Below are 25769 nucleotides of genomic sequence, written 5' to 3' on the forward strand. Positions count from 1 at the left end.
TCAGGCCTGACCGTTCCCGCTCGCCTGTTGTTGCAACAGCAGGCGGCGTAAATCGCGCCATTCCCCAACATCCATACTGTCTGACGCCAGCCACAAGTGCTGGCAGCGATGCTTCGCCGGGCGACGCAGCCTCAGCATAATACCGCTCGCGGTAACCCACGGGTTGCCGACAATTTCCCAATCATGCCCCTGCCAGCGTAGACGGAAATCCGTCAGCAGTTTGACCTCTCCCTGCCGGGCGTGAATGCGGCGCTGGCTGCGTACGCTGTCAAAAACCACCAGCGACAGCAGCAGCATCCAGACAAGCGTGTAGCTCATCGGCCACGGCATCAGCAGCACAAACAGCGCCACCAGGCCGTGAGCCAGTAATGAGAGCCACTGCGCTCGCCAGGAGACACGGAGATCAGATTGCCACAGGACCACGTTCTTTATTCCGAGTCTGGATCAGGGCTACCATACGCTGAAGTTCCGCATCATCCGGCTTACCATGGTTCATCAACCAGTTAAACAAGTCCGGATCGTCACTTTCCAGCAGACGCACAAACAGCTGCTTGTCGCTGTCGCTCAACGTTTCATATTCGTGTTCAAAGAACGGCATAATCGAAATATCCAGCTCGCGCATTCCGCGGCGGCATGCCCAGTGAATTCGGGCTTTATTATTGATATCCATGTGCACTTTCCTGCTTAGCCATCAAGTTGGGTACCGGATTAGTGTAACGTGTTTTCGTCAGCGGGATTACCGGAATGTTTTGTTGTGCGCACTTTCCCGGCACAAATTGATGCAATAAGCCGGTTTGCACGGCAGCCTTCGGGGAAGCTCGCAAACGCACAAATGGCGTCATTAAACTGCTTGCATTGCCCTGTGTCTCTTTTACCATTGAGAGATTAAACCGTTGGATAACCCGGGATCTCTGTTATGGCTTTTAATCCGTTTCCTCCGCGCCAGCCCAGCGCCGCAGCTCGCCTTCCGCTGACGCTGATGACGCTTGATGACTGGGCTGTCGCCACCGCCGTTGGCGCAGACGCTGAAAAATACCTTCAGGGCCAGGTCACCGCCGATGTCGCAAAACTGGACGCCAGCCAGCATGTGCTGTGCGCCCATTGTGATGCAAAAGGGAAAATGTGGAGCAACCTGCGCCTGTTCCATCGCGGCGAGGGCTTTGCTTTTATTGAACGCCGCAGCCTGCGTGATGCCCAACTGGCCGAGCTAAAAAAATATGCCGTGTTTTCAAAGGTCACCATCAGCGCTGACGATGCCAGCGTGCTGCTTGGCCTGGCCGGTTTCCAGGCGCGCGCGGCGCTGGCAACCGTGTTCGACACGCTGCCTGATGAAGAAACCCCGGTTGTGCAACAGGGAGCAAGCACTTTGCTGTGGCTAAACCTGCCAGCGGAGCGCTTCCTGATTGTGACTGATGAAGAAGGTGCCGCGAACCTGACCGGGAAACTACGCGGCCAGGCGGAGCTAAACGACAGCCAGCAGTGGCTGGCGCTGGATATTGAAGGCGGCCTGCCGGTTATTGATAGCGCCAACAGCGCTCAGTTCATTCCCCAGGCCACCAATATCCAGGCGCTGGGCGGCATCAGCTTTAAAAAAGGCTGTTACACCGGGCAGGAAATGGTCGCCCGTGCAAAATTCCGCGGGGCAAACAAACGTGCGCTCTGGTATCTGGCTGGTCACGCAGGCCGCGTGCCGGAAGCCGGAGAAGACCTTGAACTGCAAATGGGCGAAAACTGGCGTCGCACCGGCAGCGTGCTGGCAGCCAGCCCGCTGGACGACGGCCGTATTCTGGTGCAGGCGGTGATGAATAACGATCTGGAACCGGATAGCGTGCTGCGCGTGCGCGACGATGCAAGCGGCAAGCTCGCACTCGAGCCGCTGCCCTATTCTCTGGAAGAGAGTTAATTCAAAACGAAGCGCCCCCTTTAGCGGGGCGCCGTTATTTAGCGAATGTAGAGATAGATTGCGAGGAAGTGGCAGACGCTGCCGCCGAGCACAAAGCCGTGCCAGATAGCATGGTTGTACGGAATACGTTTGCAGACGTAGAAAATCACCCCGAGAGAATAGACTATCCCGCCAATTGCCAGCAGGGTCACGCTACCCGGTGCCAGCTTGATAACCATCTGGTAGATAACTACCAGCGACAGCCAGCCCATCAATAAATAGGTCACCAGCGACAGCACTTTAAAACGATGCGCTATGGTGAGCTTAAACAGAATACCGGCCAGCGCCAGGCTCCAGATAACAATCATCAGCCCTTTTGATAGCGGCGAATTCAGCCCTACCAGCAAAAATGGCGTATAGGTTCCTGCTATCAACAGATAGATAGCGCAGTGGTCGAATTTTTTAAGCCAGCGCTTGGCCCGCTCGTGCGGGATGGCGTGGTACAGCGTGGAGGCCAGAAACAGCAGGATCATGCTGCCGCCGTAGAGGCTGTAGCTGGTGATTGCCGTTGCGCTGGCGTTGGCGTCCACCGCCTGAACCAGCAGCAGTACCAGACCAACAATGCCGAACACCAGCCCGATACCGTGACTGATGCTGTTGGCTACTTCCTCAGCCAGAGAATATCCATGTGCGATAAGTGGTTTGTGAGCCATCTGGCTCCTCCCGGATATTAAGAATAATAACGCAGCATCACTAGCCTAACTGAGAATGATTCCAGTGAACACCTGTAAGCTAAAATAAATATGTGAGCACCGGCTACCGCCGTGATTCGTCAGCCGGAATGATTTCTTTTACACTTCAGCGACGGTTAAAAACACAGGGAAAAAACATGATGCAGCAGGCATTTGGCGAAATGAGCGCGGTTATCCACTTCCTGATGGAGATAGACAAACTCAAGCTGGTCCAGCGCCGTACGCGGATTATTGGTCATGAACGGCACGAAAACTCCGCCGAGCACAGCTGGCACTTTGCGGTTGCCGCCATGAGCCTGGCACCTTACGCAGCGGCAGAAGTTAATATCCAGCGCGTGATTCAGATGGCGCTGCTGCACGACATCGTCGAGATAGACGTGGGCGACGTGCTGGTCTATGACCTGGCCGCCCGCGAAGCCATAGCGGAGAAAGAAGCCGCAGCCGCACGCCGCCTGTTTGGTTTATTGCCCGCCCCTCAGGGGCCACAATTTCTTGCGCTTTGGGAAGAGTACGAAGCGGGCACAAGCCCGGATGCACGCTTTGCCAGCGCGCTGGATCGTATTTTGCCTATCCTGCTGAATCTGCATAACGAAGGCCAAAGCTGGCGCGAGAACAATATTTCGCTGCAACAGGTATTAACCCGAAACGCACAGGTGGGAGAAAGCTGGCAGGAATTATGGCAACATATCGAGCGCCATTTATATCAGGCGCAGGAAAAAGGCTGGCTGCTTTAGCCCGGGCCGTTGGCAAGAAACACATTTGCAGGAAGAGAGAGTATGTTTACCCACGCGGCAATTGCCAGGCTGAACGGCCTGGAAATGTTAGTGTATAACTTTGTCATTAAAAACAAAGACAAAGTGATGTACATGACTATCCGTGAGCTGGCGGACGCCGCGGGCGTTTCCACCACCACCGTGCTGCGTTTTTGCCGCAAGCTTAATTGTGAAGGATATTCTGAATTCCGCGTCCGTTTTAAATTATTCCTGGAGCAAAGCGAATCGCAACCTGCTAATTTCGGCAGCAGCGAAATTATTAGCTTTTTCAAAAGCACCAACAATGAAGAATTTGATAATCTTATCGACCATGCGGTAGATATAATTTGTGCTTCAGAGCGTATTATATTTGTCGGCGCCGGTACTTCTGGCGCATTAGCTAAATATGGCGCACGCTTTTTCTCTAACGTCGGTAAATTCAGTAACCACATCGACGATCCTTATTTCCCGGTAACCAATGATATGGCACGCAACGCGCTGGCGATTGTACTCTCGGTTTCCGGCGAAACCGAAGAGATCCTCCGCTTCGCCAGCCAGTTCAGCCTGCATCACTGCAAAGTGATGTCGATAACCAGCCACGAAAACTCCTCGCTGGCGAAACTTGCCGACTTTAATATCTCCTGGCATATTCCGCCGGTGCGCATCGCAGGCGTGTACGATATCACCACACAAATCCCCGTGATTTATATTCTCGAAACAATTGGCCGCCGACTGGCGAAAAGAATGTTGTAAAAAACATCCTGTTTTTTATTTGTGACAAATCACATTTGCTGTTATTTGTTATATCGTGACAATCATTTTTCATTTGTTAGACTCGACGTCAGAGATTATTAACTCGGCGTCGAAATGTGCGCTGTCGCACATTATTTTCAGCGCTAACGGTGAGATGAAATATTATGAAACAACTGAAGTTACCGAAGGACTTTTTATGGGGTGGCGCTGTTGCCGCGCACCAGGTTGAAGGCGGCTGGAACCAGGGCGGTAAAGGCCCGAGCATCTGTGATGTACTGACCGGCGGCGCGCACGGCGTGGCCCGAGAAATTACCCAGCAGGTTGAGCCGGGTAAATATTACCCTAACCATGAAGCCATTGATTTCTATGGTCGCTACAAAGAAGACATCAAGCTGTTCGCCGAGATGGGCTTCAAGTGTTTCCGTACCTCCATCGCCTGGACACGCATTTTCCCAAACGGTGACGAGCAGCAGCCTAATGAAGAAGGCCTGAAGTTCTACGACGAGATGTTTGATGAACTGCTGAAGTACAACATCGAGCCGGTTATTACCCTTTCCCATTTTGAAATGCCGCACCATCTGGTTACCGAATACGGCGGCTGGACAAACCGTAAAGTCGTTGATTTCTTTGTTCGCTTCGCCGAAATCGTGTTCGAGCGCTATAAGAGCAAAGTGAAATACTGGATGACCTTCAACGAGATCAACAACCAGCGCAACTGGCGCGCACCGCTGTTTGGTTACTGCTGCTCCGGCGTGGTTTATACCGAACACGACAACCCGGAAGAAGTCATGTACCAGGTGTTGCATCACCAGTTTGTGGCCAGCGCCATGGCGGTAAAAATTGGCCACCGCATTAACCCGGAGATGCAAATCGGCTGCATGCTGGCAATGGTTCCGCTTTACGCATTCTCCTGCAAGCCGGAAGACCAGATGTACGCTCAGGAATCTATGCGCGAGCGCTACGTGTTTACCGACGTTCAGCTGCGCGGCTACTACCCGTCCTATGTGTTGAACGAATGGGAACGCCGCGAGTTCAATATCAAAATGGAAGCCGGTGATGAAGAAATCCTGCGCGAAGGCGTCTGCGATTATCTGGGCTTCAGCTACTACATGACTAACGCCGTACAGGCCGAAGGCGGCAGCGGCGATGCGCTTTCAGGCTTCCAGGGCAGCGTGCCGAACCCGCATGTTAAAGCCTCCGACTGGGGCTGGCAGATTGATCCGGTTGGCCTGCGTTACGCGCTGTGCGAGCTTTATGAGCGCTACCAGAAACCGCTGTTTATCGTGGAAAACGGCTTTGGTGCCTACGATAAAGTGGAAACCGACGGCTCAATCAATGATGACTACCGCATCGACTACCTGCGCGCTCACGTTGAAGAACTGAAAAAAGCGGTCACCTACGACGGCGTGGATCTGATGGGCTACACCCCGTGGGGCTGCATAGACTGCGTGTCCTTCACCACCGGCCAGTACAGCAAGCGCTACGGCTTTATCTACGTGAATAAACACGACGACGGCACCGGCGATATGTCCCGCTCCCGTAAGAAGAGCTTTAACTGGTACAAAGAAGTGATTGCCAGCAACGGCGAGAATTTGTAACTCACAAAGCCCGCCCAACTCTCTGATAAAAAAGCACCGACTCAGCAGTTCGGTGCTTTTAAGAAATTTCCCTTACCATCCAAAATATGGAGGAAAAATCCCAATAGCATGGGGTCTATGATCGAAATCAAATGCAATAATATTAATTTTAATAATCACTCAAAGCCTGCATGTATGCTTCGCATATATTTATGTTGCGATTGGCGAGAGTAGTGAAAGAAAGTAACAATTTTGATTTAATAAGAATAATTTTAGCCGTTGGTATATTACTTGTCCACTCTGCAGGGATAACCGACACGGATGAGTTAAGATATATACTCAATTACTTAAATGGGGATGTAATCGTTAAATGTTTCTTTGTCATTAGCGGCTATCTGGTGATGCACAGCTATAACAAAAAACCGGGCAAACCATTTTTCATAAAAAGAATACTGAGAGTTTTCCCGGCATACTATGCAGCAATTTTTTTCACGTTGCTGCTGGGCACTTTTTTAACAAGGCTATCCTTTTTAGATTTTATTACAAGCCAGGAAACGCTGCGTTATGTTGTGTATAACATGTGCTTCCTCAACTTTATGCAATCATCCCTTCCTGCTGTTTTTGATTCAAACCCACTGAATGCAATGGACGGCTCTCTCTGGACAATAAAATCAGAGTTAATTCTTTACGTTGGCATTCCTTTATTTATTTTTATTTCAAGGAAAAGCAAGTCACTTGCATATGGGTTAACATTTATTATATCTGTTGCATGGGTTTATTATTTTATGTATGTACACGTTACCCCAGCATCAAGAACCATGTCCCTTCAGTTTGTTGGCATGGCATCCTATTTCTTCGGAGGTGCCTATTTTTCTGCCTGTACTGCAAGGAACAAATCGATAATCATCACGTTAATTTCCTCTGCGATATTATACCTCATCACAAAAAACACAAAGACAGGATTCATTTTAGAGATACCACTTATTATATCAGCGACACTATGCATTGCCCTCCTGGCTCCACGTATAGTAGACATGAGAAAATGTGGTGATTATTCATATGGATTATATCTTTATCATTTCCCAGTGATGCAAACCGTTATTAGTTATGGTCTGTATAAAAGCAACCCATATTTGAGTATTGCAATAACCTTTACTGTCAGCCTGATTTTTTCCGTATTGTCATGGCACTGTCTTGAAAGAAAATGTTTAAACCACAAGGAAAATAAAAACTCTTTACATGAAACTGGGCATTGATCTTGCCTAAGAAATAAGGCTCAGGGCACTCCGTAGCAAGGGCACGCTACGGAGTATTTAATGTCAAACAGGTAAACCAAACCGGAAGCAAGCGCCGCGCTGCGGCGTATCTACCAGCGCAATATCGCTGCCGTGCAGCTGTAGCATCTGGCGCACTATCATCAGCCCCAGTCCGCCAACCCTGAGGCGGGATTGATTCACAATCGACGGCCGGACAAACAGCCCTTCTTTTAGCTCCTGCGGAATACCCGGTCCGCTGTCGCTGACCTGGACCATCACTTTATCCAGCTCCTTCCATAACCGCACGGCAATCACGCCTTTATCCGGCGTGTGGCGAATGGCGTTATCCAGCAGATTAGTCAGAACACGTTCAATCATGCTGACATCCGCCTCAATTAGCGGCAATCCTGGCTGGATATCGGCCAATAGTTCCAGCCGACGAGTCTGGGCCGTAAGTTCAAACTTCTGGAAAACATCCTGTAGCAGCTCGCTAAGGGAGAAGCTCTCTTTATGTGGCTTCACCACGCCATATTCCAGCCGCGCCAGCTCAAACAGCGACTGCGCCAGCGCACCGACCTTCTGGCTCTGGGCAAGGGCGATATCCAGATAGCGTTTTTTATCCGCTTCGCTCAGGGTAGCCGACATCACGGACAGGCTTTCGAGATAGCCGTGCAGGGAAGTAAGCGGGGTACGCAGGTCGTGAGAGATATTGGCGATAAACTCGCGCCGCAGCTGATCCTGCTGGGTCAGGCTATGCCACTGCTCCGATATACGCCCCGCCATGGCAATAACCCCGTGGCGCAGCTGAGCCAGTTCGTCAGCATCTCCGGCGGTACTTTGCGGCAGCGCGGCCATAGCCTGCATCTCTGCCATGCCGCCCGCCTCCAGCGCTTTAACGTGCCGAGAAAGCTCACGCAAAGGGCGGGTTATCCAGCGGAAGGCCAGCCCGCCGACCACCAGCCCCAGCACGCAGACCAGACCAATCAACAGCAGGCTCAGCTTCAGGACGGCATCAAACTGGGCGCTGTTTGCCAGTTGGTTATAGGTTTCCCCGAGCAGGACCACATACAGGTAGCCCTCAAGCTTGCCGTCGCGCAGCATCGGCGCAACGCTGAAGACCTTTTGCCCTTCAAGGCTACGAGGATCGTCGCCGTAAAGCGGGAACTTGCCTCCGTTCAGCGCGGCCTGGAGCGGGGCAAGGTCAACCTGATGCCGCTTAATATGCCCGTCGGGCGCGGCATCACCGATGATATTGCCCTGCTTATCCAGCAGGTAAACTTCCACGCTGGGGTTCACGGCCATCAGGTGGTCGAACAGCGTGCGCACCGAGTCTTTATTCAGCCCGTCCTGCCCGAGCAGCGGGTAGCTCTGGTTAATGTGCTGAGCAAGGTCGCCGGAAAGTTGCTGGATAACCGCCTGGCTGTACTGCGTGCTGGTTCGCACCTGCAGCCAGCCGAGGAAGGTGCAAGCGGTTAATAACAGCACGGCAAAAACCAGCGTCAGGCGCCGGGAGAGCGTAAGAATTCGCATAGGTTACTCACGTAGCTGGGCGGTAAATTTGTAGCCTTTTCCCCATACGGTGCGAATAAAATTCGGCTCCGCTGGGTTATCTTCAATCTTAATGCGCAGGCGGTTTATATGGGTGTTGACGGTATGTTCATAGCCTTCGTGCTGGTAGCCCCAGACCTGGTTTAACAGGTTCAGGCGCGAGAAGACTTTGTCCGGGTTGCGGGCAAAGAAATAGAGCAGGTCGAACTCGCGCGGCGTCAGCTCCACGGGCTGCTGGTTGAGGCGGACATCCCTCGCCAGCGGGTCAATAGAAAGCGGGCCAAAAGTCAGCGTACCCGCATCAAGCCGCAGGTTCTGGCTCATCGCTTCCTGGCGGCGAAACAGCGCTTTCACGCGAGCAACCAGCTCCAGCATGGAAAACGGTTTGGCGAGGTAATCGTCGGCTCCCAGCTCAAGGCCCAGCACGCGGTGCGTTTCGCTGGAACGAGCGCTTATCATGATAATCGGCGTGTAGCGCGTCATGCTGCGGGCAAAACGGCAAATCTCTAGCCCGTCCACGCCGGGCAACATTAAATCCAGGATCAGCGCATCCCAGCCGCCCTGCCGGAGCTTTTCCAGCCCGAGGTTTCCGTCTGCGGCGTGCACAATTTCAAAACCTTCTTCCCGCAGGTGAAGCTGTAAAAGCTCGGCGATATTCTCGTCGTCTTCCACGATTAGTATTTTTTTTGCCTGATTCACATCTTCTACTCCTGCACGCCTGGCTTAGCCAAAGTTTACACAACTCGCGGCGGTTAAGTTGTCACATTTAATTTAACTTTGCGTGAGGCAACCGGGAACAAATTCGGCCAATACTCGCTTCATCGAATCATGAGGAAGCCGGACGATGGAAAGCTCAACGCTGCAAACCGCCCCAACGGTCGTTCACCCTTTATGGCTAAGGCTCTGCCACTGGCTGAATGCGCTGGCGATGCTGATTATGGTGACCAGCGGCTGGCGAATTTATAACGCTTCCCCGCTGTTTGATTTTCAGTTTGCCAACGCGCTAACGCTTGGCGGCTGGCTGGGCGGCGCGTTGCAGTGGCATTTTGCCGGGATGTGGTTATTTGCCGTCAACGGTCTGGTTTATTTGCTGTGCAATATCGCTACCGGGCGCTTCAGGCAAAAATACTGGCCCTTATCGCCCGGTGAATTATTGCGGGATATCCTGGCGGCGCTGCGCGGGAAATTAGCCCACGCCGACCTCAGCCATTACAACATGGTGCAAAAGGCCGCCTATTTATTTGTTATCGCAGATAGCCTGCTGCTGGTTATTTCCGGTCTGGTTATCTGGAAGTCGGTGCAATTTTCACTGCTGCGGGAGTTGCTCGGGGGTTACGACAATGCGCGTTTCATCCATTTTTACGCCATGTCGGCAATGGTTGGCTTTGTGGTTATTCATCTGGTGATGGTGGCGCTGGTGCCGCGCACGTTATTAGCCATGCTTCGTGGCCGCTGAGGAAAAAAAAATGAGCGATAAAAATGAATTTCTGAAAGAAGCGACGCAGCTCATTAATAAAAAACTGACTCAGGAAGGCCGCCGCCGTTTTTTAAAGCAGGGGCTGACCCTCGGCGGTATCGCCATGCTCACCGGCTGCGATATTAGCGACAACGCAGAAGTAGAAAGCTCTCTGAACAAAATTTCACGTTTTAACGACCGTATTCAGGCCTGGTTATTTAACGGCAGCCAGCTGGCTCCGGTTTATCCGGAAAGCATGATTGACCCACATTTTCCATTCAATGCCTTCTACGGCGAGGATGAAGCCCCCGATATCAACGGCGATGATTACCGTCTTGAGCTGGCCGGGCTAATCAGCGATAAGCGCCCCTGGACGCTGGCGCAGCTTCACCAGATGGCACAGGTCAGCCAGGTTACCCGCCATATTTGCGTCGAGGGCTGGAGCGCCATCGGCAAATGGGGCGGCGTTCCCTTCGCTCTCTTTCTGAAAGGCATTGGCGCGGACCTTAGGGCCAAATATGTCAGCTTCAAATGCGCGGATGACTATTACACCAGCATTGATATGGCGACCGCCCTGCACCCGCAAACGCTTATTGCCCTGACGTGGGACGGCAAGATATTGCCGCGCAAATACGGCTACCCGATGAAGCTGCGTATTCCAACCAAACTCGGCTACAAGAACCCGAAACATATTCAGGTTATTGAAGTCACTAATCGCTACCCCGGCGGCTACTGGGAAGACCAGGGCTATAACTGGTTCGGCGGTAGCTAATAAGCAATGACCCCATCATCATTACAAGGAAATACATCATGAAAAAGATCTACGCTGCACTGCTGTGCTCATCCATGCTGTTTGGTATTGCCGGTGCAAATGCCGCCGATTCAATGAGCAAAGATAATATGGCGAAGGACTCAATGGGCAAAATGACCCATACCTGTAAAGGCGATATGAATAAAGACGGCATGAAAAAAGACTGCATGTCCAAAGGAAGCATGAAGAAAGACGGCATGAGCAAAGACGCTATGGGTAAAGACAGCATGGCCAAAGACGGTATGGCTAAAGACAGTATGAGCAAGAAATAAAGCACGCGCTACGCCAGTCTCACCCTCTTCTGGCGTAGCGAGTTATCTTCCGCCTGCGGCATCAATGAACGTCCCGGTCACGTAAGAAGCCTTACGGCTAAGCAACCATGCAATAGCCTCGGCGACTTCTTCAGGCTGCCCGCCGCGCTGCATTGGAAGCGCTGTTTTCACCCGCTCCACCCTGCCAGCTTCTCCGCCGGAGGCATGCATTTCAGTATAAATAAACCCCGGCCGCACACAGTTAACGCGGATGCCCTGCGCGGCAACTTCGACCGCCAGCCCGGTCGTCAGCGTATCTACAGCGCCTTTTGATGCCGCATAATCAACATATTCTCCAGCCGAACCTAAACGCGCCGCCGCAGAAGAAACATTAACAATCGAGCCGCCTTCTCCGCCGTGCCGGTAAGCCATGCGCTTCACCGCTTCGCGACAGCAAAGAAAATAGCCCGTCACGTTGGTTGCCATAACGCGGTTAATACGCTCGGCGGTCAAATTCTCAATGGTAGATTGCTGAAACAGGATCCCGGCATTATTCACCAGCGCGGTTAACGGCCCGAAGGCGTTGTCTATTTCCGCAAACATAGCCATCACCTGTAGCTCGTCGGCAATGTCCGCACGCAGCGCCAGCGCTTCACCCCCATTGGCGATAATCGCATTGACCACATCGTCCGCAGCCTGCTTATTACGAAGATAGTTAACCACGACTTTATAGCCGTGCTCCGCCAGTAAAAGCGAGGTGGCTTTGCCGATACCGCGACTGCCGCCGGTCACTAAAGCTACGCCCATTTGCCCCCCTGTAGAAAAAAGAAAGGGCACCGGAGTGCCCTTGATTCATCTGTAAAAACTATTCGTATTCGCTCATCGGCACGCAGGAGCAGAACAGATTACGGTCGCCGTAAACGTCATCCAGGCGCTTAACGGTCGGCCAGTATTTGTTGCCGTGGCCTGCCGGGAATACCGCCAGCTCGCGGGTATACGGGTGCGCCCACTCGGCAACAATTTCGTCCTGAGTGTGCGGGGCGTTCACCAGCGGGTTATCTTCCAGCGTCCACTCGCCTGCCACCACGCGATCGATTTCGCTGCGGATAGACAACATCGCGGCGATAAAGCGGTCCAGCTCGACTTTGCTTTCTGACTCGGTCGGCTCAACCATCAGCGTACCCGCAACCGGGAACGACATGGTTGGCGCGTGGAAGCCGAAGTCGATCAGGCGTTTGGCGATATCCAGCTCGCTAATACCGGTCTCTTCTTTCAGCGGGCGAATATCCAGAATGCATTCGTGAGCCACGCGGCCGTTGGCACCGGTATACAGCACCGGATAAGCCGACTTCAGGCGGGTCGCAATGTAGTTAGCGTTCAGGATAGCCACCTGGCTTGCTTTCTTCAGGCCATCCGCGCCCATCATGCGGATGTACATCCAGCTGATTGGCAGAATCGATGCGCTGCCGAACGGGGCCGCAGAAACCGCGCCCTGCTGGGTCAGCATCTCTTCAATTTGCACCACGCTGTGGCCCGGAACAAACGGAGCCAGATGCGCCTTCACGCCGATAGGACCCATGCCTGGGCCGCCGCCGCCGTGCGGAATACAGAAGGTTTTGTGCAGGTTGAGGTGCGAAACGTCCGCGCCGATGTAGCCCGGAGAGGTGATCCCGACCTGAGCGTTCATGTTCGCGCCGTCGAGGTAAACCTGGCCGCCGAACTGGTGAACAATCTGGCACACTTCGCGGATGGTTTCTTCGTACACGCCGTGGGTGGACGGGTAAGTCACCATGATGCAGGAAAGCGCTTCGCCCGCCTGCTCGGCTTTAGCACGCAGATCCTGCAGGTCGATATTGCCCTGCTTGTCGCAGGCCACAACGATCACTTCCATGCCTGCCATCTGGGCGGACGCCGGGTTGGTGCCGTGTGCGGAGCTTGGGATCAGGCAGATATTACGGCTGCCTTCGTTGCGGCTTTCGTGGTAGCGGCGGATAGCCAGCAGACCAGCGTATTCGCCCTGCGCGCCGGAGTTCGGCTGCATGCACAGCGCGTCGTAGCCGGTCAGTTTAACCAGCCAGTCGGAAAGCTGGGCGATCATCTGATGGTAGCCTTCAGCCTGGTTTGCCGGGCAGAACGGATGCAGCTCGGCGAATTCCGGCCAGGTAATTGGGATCATTTCCGCGGCGGCGTTCAGCTTCATGGTGCAGGAGCCGAGCGGGATCATCGCCTGGTTGAGCGCCAGATCTTTACGCTCCAGAGAGTGCATATAGCGCATCATCTCCGTTTCGCTGTGGTAGCGGTTGAATACCGGGTGAGTCAGGATCTCGTCATCACGCAGCATTGGAGCCGGAATCGAGTTGCTGTCGTTGGCAACGTCGCGATCCAGCTTGTCGATATCCAGGCCGTGAGCATCGCCCAGCAGCACGTCGAACAGCGCCGCCACGTCTTCACGGGTGGTTGATTCGTCCAGCGTGATGCCAACGGCGTTATGAATGTCGCTGCGCAGGTTGATTTCACGCGCTTCAGCGCGAGCCAGCACGGCGGCTTTGTCGGCGACTTCTACGCACAGCGTGTCGAACCAGTGTTTATGGCGCAGGACCAGGCCTTTCTGTTGCAGGCCGGCTGCCAGAATATCGGTCAGGCGGTGAATACGACCGGCGATGCGTTTCAGGCCAGCCGGGCCGTGGAATACGGCATACAGGCTGGCAATGTTCGCCAGCAGCACCTGAGAGGTACAAATGTTGGAGTTCGCTTTCTCGCGGCGAATGTGCTGCTCGCGAGTTTGCATTGCCATACGCAGAGCGGTACGGCCAGCGGCATCGCGTGATACGCCGATAATACGGCCCGGCATGGAGCGTTTAAACTCGTCGCGCGCGCCGAAGAATGCCGCGTGCGGGCCGCCGTAGCCCATAGGCACGCCGAAGCGCTGGGCAGAGCCGAACACGATGTCCGCGCCCTGTTTGCCCGGAGCGGTCAGCATCACCAGAGTCATAAAGTCTGCCGCCACGCTAACCACAACTTTACGCTGCTTCAGCTCGGCAATCAGAGCGCTGTAGTCGTGGACTTCGCCGGTGGTGCCAACTTGCTGCAACAGCACGCCGAACACGTCCTGGTGATCCAGCACTTTAGCCGCATCATCAACGATGACGTCAAAGCCGAAGGTTTCAGCGCGGGTACGCACCACGTCCAGCGTTTGCGGATGCACGTCGGCAGCCACAAAGAAGCGGTTCGCGTTTTTCAGCTTGCTGACGCGCTTAGCCATCGCCATCGCTTCGGCGGCGGCGGTAGCTTCGTCCAGCAGCGAGGCCGAGGCGATATCCATCCCGGTTAAGTCCAGCGTCACCTGCTGGAAGTTCAGCAATGCTTCAAGACGGCCCTGGGAAACTTCCGGCTGATAAGGCGTGTAGGCGGTGTACCAGCCCGGGTTTTCCAGCATATTACGCAGAATCACCGGCGGCGTCTGAACCGCGGTATAACCCATGCCAATGTAAGTTTTGAAACGTTTATTGCGGCCTGCGATGGCTTTTAATTCAGCCAGCGCGGCGAATTCGGTAGCAGCGCTGCCAATCTGAGGCGGTTCGGCAAGCTGGATATCCTGCGGAACGATGCTGGCGATGAGCTCGTTGAGCGTCTGCGCGCCTACGGTGTCCAGCATCTCTTGCTGCTGCTGTGCGTTCGGGCCAATGTGGCGGTCGATAAACGCTTCGTGATTCTCTAGCTGACGTAAAGACTGGGTCATGAGCGGTGATTCCTGAAGTGTTTTCCCCTCTCCCCGAAGGAAGAGGGGTTAAAAATTACTCGTCTTCTAACAGCGCTTCGTAAGCAGAAGCGTCCAGCAGCGCGGCAACCTGCGCTTCGTCACTGGCTTTGATTTTGAAAATCCAGCCCGCGCCGTAAGGCTCGCTGTTCACCTGCTCCGGGTTGTCGCTCAGTGCGTCGTTAACCGCAACGATTTCGCCGCTGATTGGAGCATAAATGTCGGAGGCGGCTTTAACAGACTCGGCAACCGCGCAGTCGTCTCCTGCGGAAACGGTAGCGCCCACTTCAGGCAGGTCGATGAAGACCATGTCACCCAGCAGGCCCTGCGCATGTTCGGTGATGCCCACGGTGTAGCTACCGTCGGCTTCTTTACGCAGCCATTCGTGCTCTTTGCTGTATTTCAGTTCGTTCGGCACATTGCTCATTGTTCTCTCCTGATACCTGATTTTAAAATTTAAAGCGCAACCGGCTTACCGGCGCGAACAAAAATAGGTTTAGTGACTTTGACCGGCATTTCGCGGTTACGGATTTGAACCACCGCCGTTTCGCCAATACCTGCCGGGACGCGGGCAAGCGCAATGCTGTAGCCAAGCGTCGGCGAGAAGGTTCCGCTGGTGATAAAGCCTTCACGGGCGTTGCCCTGAGCGTCGGTAAAGCGTACCGGCAGCTCGTTACGCAATACGCCTTTTTCGGTCATGATTAAACCGACCAGCTGCTCGGTGCCGTTTGCCTTCTGGGCTTCCAGCGCCTCGCGCCCGATAAAATCACGATCTTCCGGCTGCCAGGCAATCGTCCAGCCCATGTTGGCGGCCAGCGGAGAAACGCCTTCATCCATTTCCTGGCCGTAAAGATTCATGCCCGCCTCAAGACGCAGCGTGTCGCGCGCGCCCAGGCCGCAAGGCTTAACACCCGCTTCTACCAGGTGCGCCCAGAACTCGGCTGCTTTTTCATTTGGCAGCGCGATTTCGTAACCCGCTTCGCCGGTGTAGCCGGTGGTGGCAATAAACAAGTCGCCGGACTGCACGCCAAAGAACGGCTTCATGCTTTCCACGGCTTTACGCTGCTCTTCGCTCAACAGCGTAGCGGCTTTTGCCTTAGCATTTGGCCCCTGCACGGCAATCAGCGAGAGGTCGTCGCGCACGGTAACGGACACGCCAAACGGTTCCGCGTGCTGGTTAATCCAGGCGAGATCTTTTTCGCGGGTTGCGGAGTTCACCACCAGGCGGAAATAGTCTTCGGTCAGGAAGTAGATAATCAGGTCATCAATAACGCCGCCGGAAGCATTAAGCATTGCGGTATAGAGTGCTTTGCCCGGCTGGGTCAGCTTGGCTACGTCGTTGGCGACTAAATAACGCAAGAATTCACGGGTGCGGCTGCCGCGAAGATCGACAATGGTCATGTGGGAAACGTCGAACATACCGGCGTCGGTGCGCACGGCGTGGTGTTCATCAATTTGCGAGCCGTAGTGCAGCGGCATCATCCAACCGTGGAAATCAACCATGCGCGCGCCGCACAGCGTATGCTGTTCAAATAAGGGGGTCTGTTGAGTCATCTTTTCCTCTTTAACCATCTGGTTGCAAAGCGGATTTGGCTTTGCCAACCGTCAGACGAAACCCGGCACCGCCACCGTTCCCCGATAGCGACGCAAACGTTACCTTTGCCCTGAACTTACCACCGAACGGAGGCGTAAACCATAAGCGAAAAGCGGTCATTGCATTAGCTTATGACCAAAATGGAAGAGGAAGTGTGCAGAGTTATTCACTGTAAAAATGCGATAAGCTCCACATTAACAGCAGGTATTTGAGGCGGAATTTAGCACTGGCTAACATTTACGACCATTTCAGAAACAAAATCACTACATCTCTAAAATCGTAAGATTAGAAAATGTAATCCGAGATCTGCCCTGAGATTAGAATATTTCAAACGAGGGGAAATGCTCCCTCCCCGGTCATCGGGAAGGGAAATGTGACGAGGTTATCACTTAGAGATTCAACGTAGCCAGGAAGGCAAATCTTGCAGACCCATCGCTTGACGGATCAGCTGCGGTTTTACACCCGGCAGCGTATCGGCGAGCTTGAGGCCAATATCACGCAGCAGCTTTTTCGCCGGGTTGTTTCCGGCAAACAGATCCCGGAACCCCTGCATGCTGGCGAGCATTACAGCCGCGCTGTGCTTGCGGCTGCGCTCATAGCGGCGCAGATACAGGTGCTGCCCAAAGTCTTTCCCTTCTCGGTGCAGGCGGCGAATTTCGGCAATCAGCTCTGCTGCATCCATAAAGCCGAGGTTTACCCCCTGCCCGGCCAGCGGATGAATGGTATGCGCCGCGTCGCCAACCAGCGCGAGGCGATGCCCGGCAAAGCTGCGAGCGTAGCGGCCCGTCAGCGGGAAGACCTGACGCTCGCTTTCGACGCTGCACAGGCCGAGGCGCATATTGAAGGCGACGGAGAGCGCCTGATTAAACTCGTCATCCGTTGCCTGCTGCATGCGTTGGGCTTCCTGCGGCGACAGCGACCAGACAATTGAGCACAGGTGCGGGTCGGACAACGGCAAAAATGCCAGGATGCCGTCGCCGTGGAACACCTGCCGCGCCACGGCCTGATGCGGCTCATGGGTGCGAATAGTGGCGACCAGCGCATGGTGGCGATAGTCCCAGAAAGTCAGCGGAATATCGGCCTTATTGCGCAGCCAGGAGTTAGCACCGTCAGCGCCGACGACCAGCCTCGCGGTAAGCATTGCGCCGTCTTTCAGGGTCAGAAACGCTTCGTTTTCGCCCCATGCGACCTGCTGAATGTCTGCCGGAGACATCAGCGTAACGTCTGAACACTGCTCCGCGCGCTGCCAAAGCGCATGGTGAATAACCGCATTCTCGATGATGTGGCCAAGATGGCTGAAGCCAAAGCTTTTATCGTCGAAGGCAATTTGCCCGAAGCTGTCCCGGTCCCAGACTTCCATCCCGTGATAGCAGCTGGCCCGCTCGAGGATCTTCGGCCAGGCGCCCAGATGAGCAAGAAGTTTTTCACTGGCCGCATTAATCGCCGACACCCGCAGCGCAGGAGCGGCATCGGGCGCAGGCGGCTGCGGAAGGTGGCTTTCGATTACCGCGACGCGCAGGCCGCTGCCCTGAAGCCCGCAGGCTACGGCCAGCCCCACCATACCGCCGCCAACAATGGCCACATCAACGCTTTGCAAATTGACTCTCCTTTAACGCGCAACCCAGCCAAGGGTGCGCTGAGCCAGCACGTCTCGTGCCGGAGTAAAATGTTCCATCGCCATCAGGCCGAGATTTCGGCCAACAACCAGCGGCGCCCAGCGGTTCGCAAAAAGCTGAACCAGCCCGTCGGTCACGCCGATAGTTGCCGCTTTATCCGCAGCCCTGCGCTGCTGCCAGCCGGTAAGCACCTCAAAACTACCAACGTCCTGAGCGGCTACGTGTGCCGCCGTCAGTTCCTCCGCCAGCGACATCACGTCGCGCAGGCCGAGGTTGAACCCCTGTCCGGCAATCGGGTGCAGCGTTTGTGCGGCGTTGCCGACCAGCGCAAGACGATGAGAGACCGACTGAGAAGCCGTAGTCAGCGCCAGCGGATAGTGATGGCGCGCGCCAGCATGGGTTATACGGCCCAGCCGCCAGCCGAAGGCCCGCTGTAGCTGTTGGCAAAATTCGGCCTCGCTCCAGCTTTCTACTTCGGCTCGCGCTTCAAGCGCATGGCACCAGACCAGCGAGCAACGCCCGTCGGACATCGGCAGCATCGCCAGCGGCCCGTGTTCGGTAAAACGCTCAAAAGCACGGCCATTGTGCGGTTCAGAAGTGGTGATATTGGCAATCACCGCAACCTGCTGATAACTCTGCGGCTGCCAGACGATGCCGCACTGAGCTGCCAGCGCCGAGCGCGTGCCGTCGGCGGCAACCAGCAGTTGCCCGTGCAGCTCACGACCGTTGTCGAGCACCACGTTGACGCCATCCGCCTCTCGGGTAAACGACGTAACGCGCTGCGGGCAATGCAGCGTTACGCCAGCGGCCTTACGCAGCAAAGCAAATAAACGCAGCCCAACATCGTGCAGCTCTACCACCTGCCCGAGAGCGTCAATCTGATAATCTTCCGCTTCCAGCGTGACAAAGCCCGCATGTCCTTTATCGCTAACGTGCACGGTTTTAATTGCCGTGGCACGGTCTGCGATAGCGGGCCAAATACCGATGCGGTTTAGCTGCTGGCAGGTGCCCTGCGCCAGAGCGATGGCACGGGCGTCAAAACCAGGATGCGCGGCCGAGTCCGGCGCAACCGCTTCAATCAGGTGCACAGGAAGCTTGCCGTTAGTCAGCCGGGAGATAGCCAGGGCGAGCGTCGCGCCCGCCATTCCACCACCCACGATAATTACGCTCATTGTTGGCGTGCCGCCGCCATCAGCGCTTCGATATCATCGGCGGACTTCACCACGCTGGCGGTCAGGTTTTCATTGCCGTCAGCGGTGATGACGATATCGTCTTCAATACGGATGCCGATACCGCGATATTGAGCAGGCACGTCCGCATCCGGCGCGATATACAAGCCAGGCTCAACGGTGATAACCATGCCCGGCTCCAGCACGCGCGAGCGGTCCGGACCGTAGAAGCCGACGTCGTGAACGTCCAGCCCCAGCCAGTGACTCAGGCCATGCATAAAGAAGGCGCGATGAGCGTTATCGGCGATAAGCTTTTCAACATCCCCTTTCAGGATGCCCAGCTTCACCAGCCCTTTCACCATAATGCGCACCACTTCCGCGGTGACAGCCTGCATGGTCGTTCCGGGACGATATAGCTTCAGCGAGGTTTCAAGAGATTCGAGAACGATGTCATAAACCGCACGCTGCGCGGGGCTGAATTTACCGTTAACCGGGAAGGTACGGGTGATGTCTCCGGCGTAGCTTTGGTATTCACAGCCGGCATCAATCAGCACCAGGTCGCCGTCGCGCATTTGGCTTTCGTTTTCGGTGTAATGCAGGATACAACCGTTCTCGCCGCTGCCGACGATGGTGGTGTAAGACGGGTAACGAGCGCCGTGGCGGTTGAATTCGTGATGGATTTCGCCTTCAAGCTGGTATTCAAACATCCCCGGGCGGCAGGTCTGCATGGCACGGGTATGCCCAAGCGCAGAAATTTCTCCGGCGCGGCGCATAACGGCAATCTCCTCTTCTGATTTGAAAAGGCGAAGCTCATGAACCGTTGGCCGCCAGTCGGTCAGGCTGGCAGGAGCTGACAGATTCTGGCGCGAACCGCGACGTAGCTTATCCAGCGCGGCAAAAACGAGATTATCTGCGTAGTCGTACTCGCCCTGAGCGTGGTAAACCACATCCAGCCCGTTTAACAGCAGGTGCAGCTGTTCACCAATCTCGGCAAACGCCAGCGCGCGGTCGACACCCAGCTTCTGCGGTGCATTCTCCTGGCCAAGCCGACGGCCAGACCAGATCTCAGCATTTTTATCCCGCACGCGGTTAAACAGCACGCTATGGTTATGCGAGGCGTCGCTTTTAATCAGCACCAGCGCGGCTTCAGGCTCGTTAAAGCCGGTGAAGTACCAAAAATCACTGTTCTGCCGATACGGATATTCGCTATCGGCATTACGTGTAACCTCGGGAGCCGCGAAAATAATCGCAGCGCTGGCCGGAGCCATTTTAGCCAGTAACGCCTGACGGCGACGGAGAAACTCCTGCTGATTCATCACATCTCCTGACACGGTTAAGATTAGTGGAGCGTTGGCTTGCGAACCTCGGGCGCGGTTGGCACCGGGCGAGTAAAGGTATCGTGGCAGAGCAGCGCGGCAACGCGCACATACTCAATGATTTCTTCCAGCGACATCTCAAGCTCTTCCTGGTCTTCATCTTCGTCATAGCCCAGTTGAGCGATGTTACGCAGATCGTCGATAGCTTCCCCGGTTTCGCCGGTGACTTTATCAAGCTTGGTCTGCGTGACGCCAAGACCCAGCAGGAAATGGTTCACCCAGCCGGACAGCGCATCCGCGCGGTCAAACACCGTGGCATCATCACCCTCAGGGAGATAGAGCTGGAACAGGAAGCCTTCATCTTCCAGCGCGTCGCCAATTGCGCCATGCATCTGGCGCAGAGCGTCGGCGAGGTTCTGGCTAAAGGCCAGACCTTCATTGGTCAGGTCATGCAGCAGCGCTTGCCAGCTGCTGTCTTTATTGCCGCCGCACAGCATGCCGCTGATTAAGCCGTGCATTTCCGCAGGCGTCAGGCCCACACCTTGTTCGTTCAAAAGTTGGCTTACTGCGTCGTAGCCCGGCATCGTGTTCTGTATAGACATGCGCATTCGTCGTCGTTGGCAGGATTAGTGTGTGTTATGCTACCACCAGGACCCCCGCAGATACCAGAAAAGGGCTTGTATCTTAATATCGGGATAGCTATAGTGGCGCCCCTTCCGTTACCGCGACCGGTAGCGTTAAGGCAGGCGAGTAAACAGCAGGAAGGTAGCATGTCTGCACAACCAGTCGATATTCAAATTTTCGGTCGTTCATTGCGCGTGAATTGTCCGCCTGAACAACAGGATGCGCTGAATCAGGCTGCGGAAGAGCTGAATCAGCGGTTGCAAGATTTAAAAGTTCGCACTAGAGTCACAAATACCGAGCAGCTGGTGTTCATTGCGGCGTTAAACATCTGCTATGAGCTGGCTCAGGAAAAGTCGAAAACCCGTGACTACGCCGCCAACATGGAAGAGCGTATTCGGATGCTACAGCAGACCATTGAACAAGCGCTGCTTGAACAGGGTCGCATCGCAGACCGACAGGGTCCAAAGTTTGAATAACACTTCGCAGTTGACTATGGTAGAGTAACTTCGAAGACAAAATTTCTCTGAGATGTTTGCAAGCGGGCCAGTCCCCTGAGCCGATATTTCATACCACAAGAGTGTGGCGCTCCGCGGTCGGTGAGCATGCTCGGTCCGTCCGAGAAGCCTGAAGACCATGACGACACACTCACCTTGAACCAAGGGTTCAAGGGTTACAGCCTGCGGCGGCATCTCGGAGATTCCCACTTTACTACCCGGCCATCATGACGCATATCCCGTTATTCTCAACGCAACGTCAGGACATTCGCCAAACCATCCGGCAACAACGCCGGGCGCTCACTCCCGCTGAACAAAAAACCTTTGCCTTACAGGCTGCTGAACGCATGCTGGCGTTTGAGCCGGTTGTCCGTGCGCATACCGTGGCGCTGTTTCTTTCCTTTGATGGCGAGCTGGATACCGGGCCGCTGGTTCAGGCTTTATGGCAGGCCGAAAAAGAGGTTTACCTCCCGGTTCTTCACCCTTTCAGCCCGGGAAATCTGCTATTTCTGCGCTATACGCCGCACGGCGAACTGGTGCAGAACCGTCTGAAAATTCTTGAGCCAAAGCTGGATGTTCGCGACGTTCTGCCGCTCAATAAGCTGGACGTACTGATCGCGCCTTTAGTCGCCTTTGATACCAAAGGCCAGCGGCTGGGCATGGGAGGAGGATTCTACGATCGCACGTTGCAAAACTGGCGGCAGCACGGTCTGTATCCGGTTGGCCTGGCGCACGATTGCCAGCAGGTTGCCGAATTACCGGCCGAAGAGTGGGATATTCCTTTGCCTGCCGTGGTGACGCCTTCGCGCCTGTGGCAGTGGTGACAGCCTCTCCCCCACGGGAGGAAGAGGCTTAGCGATAAATCAGTACAGCAGGCGAGCGCGGATGGTGCCCGGAATCGCTTTCATTGACTTCAACGCCCCTTCAGCCACTTCTTCCGATGCATCGATATCAATAACGACATAGCCCATCTGCGACGTGGTTTGCAGGAACTGAGCGGCGATGTTAATACCCTGCTCGGCGAAAATCTGGTTAATTGCGGTCAAAATCCCCGGGCGGTTTTCATGAATGTGCAGCAGACGGCTGGTTGTGCCCCCGTGCAGCGGGAGGGAAACTTCCGGGAAGTTAACCGCAGACAGCGTTGAACCGTTATCGGAATATTTCGCCAGCTTGCCCGCCACTTCGAGACCGATGTTTTCCTGCGCTTCCTGAGTAGAACCGCCGATGTGTGGAGTCAGAATAACGTTGTCGAACTCGCACAGCGGAGAGTTAAACGGATCGCTGTTGGTTGCCGGTTCGGTCGGGAATACGTCGATTGCCGCGCCGGAAAGATGTTTGCTGGCGAGCGCGCCGCATAAAGCAGGAATATCCACCACCGTGCCGCGTGAAGCGTTAATCAGCAGCGCGCCCGGTTTCATCAGCGCCAGTTCGTTTGCGCCAATCATATTTTTAGTAGAAGCATTTTCCGGTACGTGCAGGCTGACAACATCGCTCATATTCAGCAGATCTGAGAGATGCTGAACCTGAGTCGCGTTGCCCAGCGGCAGCTTGTTTTCAATATCGTAGAAGAAGACATGCATGCCCAGAGATTCAGCCAAAATCCCCAACTGAATACCGATGTGACCATACCCGATAATCCCCAGCTTTTTGCCACGAGCTTCAAAAGAACCCACGGCCAGCTTGTTCCACACGCCGCGGTGCGCTTTGGCGTTAGCCTCTGGAATACCGCGCAGCAGCAGCAGCAGTTCGCCAATGACTAATTCAGCAACGGAACGGGTGTTAGAGAACGGGGCGTTGAACACCGGCACACCGCGCTTAGCGGCAGCCTCAAGGTCAACCTGGTTAGTCCCGATGCAGAAGCAGCCGACGGCCACCAGCTTTTCAGCCGCTGCAAAGATTTCTTCGGTCAAATGAGTGCGGGAACGCAGGCCAATGAAATGTGCATCACGGATCGACTCTTTCAGCGCTTCGGTATCCAGCGCGCCTTTGTGGAACTCAATATTGGTGTATCCGGCTGCACGCAGGCTATCCACCGCTTTCTGGTGTACGCCTTCAACCAGCAGGAATTTAATTCTGTCTTTTTCCAGTGATACTTTTGCCATTTCCCGACCCTATTTTTAGTGCTGTTGTGTTAATGCTTAGGCGGTGATGCGCCACCGCCTATAAGTTACCCTTCTGTCAAAATATCAAAATCTACGTGCGGGGCAATATGAACGATTGCGTCGCCATGCTGGCGAGAAGGAATAACGGGGCGGGAGTCAGAATAAAATGCTGGCAGCGAGAGAGAACCAGGAACGAATCACAGCACTGTTACCAGAATGTGATATATGTCACCAAATTTGCCGTTAAAATAATTTGTCATTTTTTATACGGTTTTTTGGGGCGCAGGACGCGCCCCGGTCAGATCATTTTACGATGGTTTTCACGCCATCGGCGGTGCCTATCAGGGCAACATCCGCCCCGCGGTTGGCAAACAGCCCCACGGTCACCACGCCCGGAATACCGTTGATGGTATTTTCCAGCTTAATCGGCTCCATGATGCTCAGGCCGTGTACATCAAGGATAATGTTGCCGTTATCGGTCACTACGCCCTGGCGATATTCAGGGCGGCCGCCCAGTTTAACCAGCTCGCGAGCAACGGCGCTGCGCGCCATGGGAATCACTTCAACCGGCAGCGGGAAGTTGCCGAGAATATCCACCTGCTTGGATGAGTCCGCGATGCAGATAAACTGATCCGCAACCGAGGCAATGATTTTTTCACGCGTCAGGGCTGCGCCACCGCCTTTGATCATCTGCATCTGGGCGTTGATTTCATCCGCGCCGTCAACATAGACCCCAAGAGAATCAACCTCGTTGAGGTCAAAAACGGTGATGCCGAGACTTTTCAGTTTCGCGGTGGAAGCGTCGGAGCTGGAAACGGCGCCATCAATCTGGTGCTTGATAGTGCCCAAAGCATCAATGAAGTGCGCGGCGGTTGAGCCGGTGCCTACGCCAACAATGGTGCCCGGCTGCACGTACTGGAGTGCTGCCCATCCGACTGCTTTTTTCAGTTCATCCTGCGTCATAATTTTATGCCTGTGATGTGGAAACTGACGCGCATTATAGAGCATGCACCGGGAAAATGTCCCCGGGATTGCGGCAATGCTGACGTCATCACGTTCAGGCAGCACCTGCGTTTGCTGATTTGGTCTGAATCAACGGCAAATTTATGTCATAGTGCTCGCACGACGAAATCAGGAGTAAGTGAACAACAATGAAACGCCCGGACTACAGAACGCTGCAGGCGCTGGATGCGGTAATTCGTGAACGAGGATTTGAGCGCGCGGCGCAGAAGCTGTGCATTACTCAGTCGGCAGTATCACAACGTATTAAGCAACTGGAAACGATGTTCGGCCAGCCATTGTTGGTGCGCACCGTGCCGCCCCGCCCGACGGAGCAAGGGCAAAAACTTCTGGCCCTGCTGCGCCAGGTTGAGCTGCTGGAAGAAGAGTGGCTGGGCGACGAGCAAACCGGCTCCACGCCGCTGCTGCTCTCCCTGGCGGTTAACGCCGACAGCCTGGCAACCTGGCTGCTTCCGGCTCTGGCGCCGGTGCTTGCCGACTCACCTATCCGCCTGAATCTTCAGGTTGAAGATGAAACCCGAACCCAGGAGCGGCTGCGCCGCGGCGAAGTGGTTGGCGCGGTTTCTATTCAGCCTCAGCCGCTGCCGAGCTGTCTGGTCGATCGCCTCGGCGCGCTGGATTATCTGTTTGTCGGCTCAAAAGATTTTGCCGAGCGCTACTTCCCCAACGGCGTGACGCGCTCCGCGCTGCTGAAGGCTCCGGCGGTGGCGTTTGACCACCTCGACGATATGCATCAGGCCTTTTTACAGCAGAACTTTGACCTGTCTCCGGGCAGCGTACCGTGCCACATCGTTAACTCTTCGGAAGCGTTCGTGCAGCTGGCACGCCAGGGCACAACCTGCTGCATGATCCCACATTTGCAGATTGAGAGAGAGCTGAATAGCGGAGAATTGATCGACTTAACGCCTGGGCTGTTGCAGCGCCGCATGCTTTACTGGCACCGTTTTGCGCCGGAAAGCCGCATGATGCGTAACGTGACGGATGCCCTGCTGGAGTATGGGCACAAAGTGCTGCGCCAGGATATGGAATAAAAACAACC

At 54.8% G+C, this 25769-nt stretch carries 26 protein-coding genes and 1 other RNA gene; 12 read left to right on the top strand and 15 right to left on the bottom strand.

The genetic code is table 11. The annotated features are described in order from the left end of the window. Together HMPREF0201_RS17610 and sdhE are read right to left on the bottom strand one after the other, a co-directional pair. Window positions 1–423 carry a protein YgfX gene (locus HMPREF0201_RS17610; protein ID WP_016538096.1) on the bottom strand — a complete coding sequence of 141 codons (423 nt, stop codon included), beginning with the start codon at window positions 421–423 and terminating at the stop codon, window positions 1–3. After that, window positions 404–670 (bottom strand): FAD assembly factor SdhE, encoded by a 267-nt coding sequence (sdhE, locus tag HMPREF0201_RS17615; protein ID WP_016538097.1) that lies wholly within the window; start codon window positions 668–670, stop codon window positions 404–406. Before sdhE ends, HMPREF0201_RS17610 begins: the two co-directional genes overlap by 20 nt. Window positions 671–916: 246 nt before the next feature. On the opposite strand from sdhE, the gene ygfZ reads away from it, so the two are divergent. Next, complete coding sequence (gene ygfZ, locus HMPREF0201_RS17620; protein ID WP_016538098.1) at window positions 917–1903, top strand: tRNA-modifying protein YgfZ; 987 nt, start codon at window positions 917–919, stop codon at window positions 1901–1903. A 38-nt stretch (window positions 1904–1941) separates the two neighbouring features. Here ygfZ and trhA read toward each other — a convergent pair whose 3' ends face one another. After that, a complete protein-coding gene (gene trhA, locus HMPREF0201_RS17625; protein WP_016538099.1) occupies window positions 1942–2595 on the bottom strand; it encodes a PAQR family membrane homeostasis protein TrhA in 654 nt (217 codons plus the stop codon). Window positions 2596–2774: 179 nt separating this feature from the next. On the opposite strand from trhA, the gene HMPREF0201_RS17630 reads away from it, so the two are divergent. From HMPREF0201_RS17630 to HMPREF0201_RS22695, 4 genes are all read left to right on the top strand, one after another. Next, window positions 2775–3368, top strand: a complete 594-nt coding sequence (locus HMPREF0201_RS17630; protein ID WP_039899429.1) for an HD domain-containing protein — start codon at window positions 2775–2777, stop codon at window positions 3366–3368. 42 nt (window positions 3369–3410) lie between these two features. Then, entirely contained in the window at window positions 3411–4139 is a 729-nt protein-coding gene (locus HMPREF0201_RS17635; RefSeq protein ID WP_016538101.1) for a MurR/RpiR family transcriptional regulator, read from the top strand. 164 nt (window positions 4140–4303) lie between these two features. Further along, on the top strand, window positions 4304–5737 hold the full coding sequence (locus HMPREF0201_RS17640; protein WP_016538102.1) for a 6-phospho-beta-glucosidase: 1434 nt from the start codon (window positions 4304–4306) through the stop codon (window positions 5735–5737). Between the two features lie 212 nt (window positions 5738–5949). Next, a complete protein-coding gene (locus HMPREF0201_RS22695; protein WP_160160640.1) occupies window positions 5950–6972 on the top strand; it encodes an acyltransferase family protein in 1023 nt (340 codons plus the stop codon). Between the two features lie 63 nt (window positions 6973–7035). Here HMPREF0201_RS22695 and HMPREF0201_RS17645 read toward each other — a convergent pair whose 3' ends face one another. Further along, a complete protein-coding gene (locus HMPREF0201_RS17645) occupies window positions 7036–8502 on the bottom strand; it encodes a sensor histidine kinase (protein ID WP_016538104.1) in 1467 nt (488 codons plus the stop codon). A gap of 3 nt (window positions 8503–8505) precedes the next feature. Next, window positions 8506–9219 carry a response regulator transcription factor gene (locus HMPREF0201_RS17650; RefSeq protein WP_016538105.1) on the bottom strand — a complete coding sequence of 238 codons (714 nt, stop codon included), beginning with the start codon at window positions 9217–9219 and terminating at the stop codon, window positions 8506–8508. 145 nt (window positions 9220–9364) lie between these two features. Between HMPREF0201_RS17650 and HMPREF0201_RS17655 the strand changes: the two genes are divergently transcribed. The 3 genes from HMPREF0201_RS17655 to HMPREF0201_RS17665 are packed head-to-tail and all read left to right on the top strand — an operon-like array spanning window position 9365 to window position 11059. Then, a complete protein-coding gene (locus HMPREF0201_RS17655; protein ID WP_016538106.1) occupies window positions 9365–9976 on the top strand; it encodes a cytochrome b/b6 domain-containing protein in 612 nt (203 codons plus the stop codon). Between the two features lie 10 nt (window positions 9977–9986). Then, a complete protein-coding gene (locus tag HMPREF0201_RS17660; protein ID WP_039898800.1) occupies window positions 9987–10748 on the top strand; it encodes a molybdopterin-dependent oxidoreductase in 762 nt (253 codons plus the stop codon). A 38-nt stretch (window positions 10749–10786) separates the two neighbouring features. Next, the gene (locus tag HMPREF0201_RS17665) at window positions 10787–11059 is read left to right on the top strand and encodes a pentapeptide MXKDX repeat protein (RefSeq protein ID WP_016538108.1); all 273 of its coding nucleotides are present in this window, start codon (window positions 10787–10789) and stop codon (window positions 11057–11059) included. Window positions 11060–11101: 42 nt separating this feature from the next. On the opposite strand, the gene HMPREF0201_RS17670 is transcribed toward HMPREF0201_RS17665, so the two are convergent. From HMPREF0201_RS17670 to HMPREF0201_RS17705, 8 genes are all read right to left on the bottom strand, one after another. Further along, entirely contained in the window at window positions 11102–11845 is a 744-nt protein-coding gene (locus HMPREF0201_RS17670) for an SDR family oxidoreductase (RefSeq protein WP_016538109.1), read from the bottom strand. Between the two features lie 58 nt (window positions 11846–11903). Beyond that, complete coding sequence (gene gcvP, locus HMPREF0201_RS17675) at window positions 11904–14777, bottom strand: aminomethyl-transferring glycine dehydrogenase (RefSeq protein ID WP_016538110.1); 2874 nt, start codon at window positions 14775–14777, stop codon at window positions 11904–11906. A 55-nt stretch (window positions 14778–14832) separates the two neighbouring features. Continuing rightward, on the bottom strand, window positions 14833–15222 hold the full coding sequence (gene gcvH / locus HMPREF0201_RS17680; protein WP_016538111.1) for a glycine cleavage system protein GcvH: 390 nt from the start codon (window positions 15220–15222) through the stop codon (window positions 14833–14835). Between the two features lie 29 nt (window positions 15223–15251). Next, window positions 15252–16349 carry a glycine cleavage system aminomethyltransferase GcvT gene (gene gcvT, locus HMPREF0201_RS17685; RefSeq protein WP_039898801.1) on the bottom strand — a complete coding sequence of 366 codons (1098 nt, stop codon included), beginning with the start codon at window positions 16347–16349 and terminating at the stop codon, window positions 15252–15254. A gap of 437 nt (window positions 16350–16786) precedes the next feature. Then, complete coding sequence (ubiI, locus tag HMPREF0201_RS17690) at window positions 16787–17986, bottom strand: FAD-dependent 2-octaprenylphenol hydroxylase (protein WP_039898803.1); 1200 nt, start codon at window positions 17984–17986, stop codon at window positions 16787–16789. A gap of 12 nt (window positions 17987–17998) precedes the next feature. Beyond that, a complete protein-coding gene (gene ubiH / locus HMPREF0201_RS17695) occupies window positions 17999–19177 on the bottom strand; it encodes a 2-octaprenyl-6-methoxyphenyl hydroxylase (RefSeq protein ID WP_016538114.1) in 1179 nt (392 codons plus the stop codon). Then, window positions 19174–20490: a Xaa-Pro aminopeptidase gene (gene pepP, locus HMPREF0201_RS17700; protein WP_016538115.1), complete on the bottom strand. Its 1317-nt coding sequence runs from the start codon at window positions 20488–20490 to the stop codon at window positions 19174–19176. The genes ubiH and pepP overlap by 4 nt, the downstream gene beginning before the upstream one ends. Before the next feature lie 23 nt (window positions 20491–20513). Further along, window positions 20514–21092 carry a YecA/YgfB family protein gene (locus tag HMPREF0201_RS17705; protein WP_147293944.1) on the bottom strand — a complete coding sequence of 193 codons (579 nt, stop codon included), beginning with the start codon at window positions 21090–21092 and terminating at the stop codon, window positions 20514–20516. A 168-nt stretch (window positions 21093–21260) separates the two neighbouring features. Between HMPREF0201_RS17705 and zapA the strand changes: the two genes are divergently transcribed. From zapA to HMPREF0201_RS17715, 3 genes are all read left to right on the top strand, one after another. Further along, window positions 21261–21590: a cell division protein ZapA gene (gene zapA, locus HMPREF0201_RS17710; RefSeq protein WP_008461599.1), complete on the top strand. Its 330-nt coding sequence runs from the start codon at window positions 21261–21263 to the stop codon at window positions 21588–21590. A gap of 41 nt (window positions 21591–21631) precedes the next feature. Further along, a non-coding RNA gene (gene ssrS / locus HMPREF0201_RS22700) (6S RNA) lies at window positions 21632–21815 on the top strand. 20 nt (window positions 21816–21835) lie between these two features. Then, complete coding sequence (locus HMPREF0201_RS17715) at window positions 21836–22432, top strand: 5-formyltetrahydrofolate cyclo-ligase (protein ID WP_016538118.1); 597 nt, start codon at window positions 21836–21838, stop codon at window positions 22430–22432. Window positions 22433–22471: 39 nt separating this feature from the next. On the opposite strand, the gene serA is transcribed toward HMPREF0201_RS17715, so the two are convergent. Together serA and rpiA are read right to left on the bottom strand one after the other, a co-directional pair. After that, on the bottom strand, window positions 22472–23710 hold the full coding sequence (serA, locus tag HMPREF0201_RS17720; protein WP_016538119.1) for a phosphoglycerate dehydrogenase: 1239 nt from the start codon (window positions 23708–23710) through the stop codon (window positions 22472–22474). A gap of 303 nt (window positions 23711–24013) precedes the next feature. Then, on the bottom strand, window positions 24014–24673 hold the full coding sequence (gene rpiA / locus HMPREF0201_RS17725) for a ribose-5-phosphate isomerase RpiA (RefSeq protein ID WP_039898805.1): 660 nt from the start codon (window positions 24671–24673) through the stop codon (window positions 24014–24016). A 188-nt stretch (window positions 24674–24861) separates the two neighbouring features. Between rpiA and argP the strand changes: the two genes are divergently transcribed. Continuing rightward, window positions 24862–25761: a DNA-binding transcriptional regulator ArgP gene (argP, locus tag HMPREF0201_RS17730; protein ID WP_016538121.1), complete on the top strand. Its 900-nt coding sequence runs from the start codon at window positions 24862–24864 to the stop codon at window positions 25759–25761. The last annotated feature ends 8 nt before the right edge of the window (window positions 25762–25769 follow it).

Source organism: Cedecea davisae DSM 4568, assembly GCF_000412335.2.
Classification (GTDB): Bacteria; Pseudomonadota; Gammaproteobacteria; order Enterobacterales; family Enterobacteriaceae; genus Cedecea; species Cedecea davisae.